Genomic DNA, 1,205 nt, shown 5'->3' on the forward strand with positions numbered 1-1,205 from the left:
AAGGAGAACGGGGCGGCGGGCTCAGTCGGGCAGCGCGTCCAGGCGGGCGAGCCAGGGCGCGCGCAGGGATTCCGGCACGAAGCTGGCCTCCAGGCTGTTGCGGGCGATGCGCTTCAGCTCGGCGCGGCTCAGCTGCAGCGCCTGCGCCGTCTCCAGGTAGTTCTGGCCGATGTAGCCGCCGAAGTAGGCGGGGTCGTCGGAATTGATGGTGATCTTCAGACCGGCGTCCAGCAGCTGCTTCAGGTTGTGCGCCTCCAGTTGCGGGAACACGCAGAGCTTGATGTTGGACAGCGGGCAGACGGTGAGCGGCACCTGCTCGCGCGCCAGGCGCTCCAGCAGCGCCGCGTCCTCGGCGGCGCGCACGCCGTGGTCGATGCGCTCCACCTGCAGCAGGTCCAGCGCCTCGACGATGTAGGCCGGCGGCCCTTCCTCGCCGGCATGGGCCACCACATGCAGGCCCAGTTCGCGGCAGCGGGCGAACAGGCGCTCGAACTTGGCCGGCGGATGGCCCTTTTCCGAGGAGTCGAGGCCGACGCCGTGGATGCGGGCGATGTGCGGTAGCGCCTGGGCCAGCGTGTCGAAGCCCTCCGCCTCGCTGAGGTGGCGAAGGAAACAGAGGATGAGGCGCGAGCTGATGCCCCAGCGCTCGCGCGCTTCCTCGCAGGCGCGCTCCAGGCCGTTCAGCACGGTCTCGAAGGCGATGCCGCGGTCGGTGTGCGTCTGCGGATCGAAGAAGAGCTCGGCATGCACCACGCCGTCGGCATGGGCGCGGGCGAAATAGGCCATCGCCAGCTCGTGGAAATCCTGCTCGTGGATCAGCGCCGCCGCGCCGGCGTAATACAGGTCGAGAAAGCTCTGCAGATCGCTGAAGGCGTAGGCGGCGCGGGTGGCCTCCACGCTGTCCCAGGGCAGGGCGACGCCGTTGCGCTGCGCCAGCGCGAACATCATCTCCGGTTCCAGCGAGCCCTCGATGTGCAGATGCAGCTCGGCCTTGGGCAGGGCGCGGACGAATTGGGCGAGATCCATGGGCGAACTCCGTTTGGCGGCGGCCGCCGCGTCAGCCACGCAATGCCGGCCATGGTAGTGGCACGGCCGCGGCCATCGCGCCGGCGCGGTGAATAATCTTCATAAGGCGGCGAGGATAACCCTCCGGGCAAAGAAGGGCATTGAGACGTTCGACCGCTTGGGGCGGGAGGGTTCGGCGG

General features: G+C 69.0%; 1 protein-coding gene. It reads right to left on the reverse strand.

The features are described from left to right. Nucleotides 1-21: 21 nt before the first annotated feature. Complete coding sequence (locus tag GRF61_RS24140; protein ID WP_169153155.1) at nucleotides 22-1,026, reverse strand: adenosine deaminase; 1,005 nt, start codon at nucleotides 1,024-1,026, stop codon at nucleotides 22-24. Nucleotides 1,027-1,205 lie beyond the last annotated feature (179 nt).

This window comes from Azoarcus sp. TTM-91 (genome assembly GCF_012911025.1).
In the GTDB taxonomy this organism is placed as follows: domain Bacteria; phylum Pseudomonadota; class Gammaproteobacteria; order Burkholderiales; family Rhodocyclaceae; genus Azoarcus.

Bases quoted from the DNA above. Each gene is read 5' to 3' on its own strand.
- GRF61_RS24140 (WP_169153155.1), bottom strand. From the start codon at position 1,026: ATGGATCTCGCCCAATTCGTCCGCGCCCTGCCCAAGGCCGAGCTGCAT.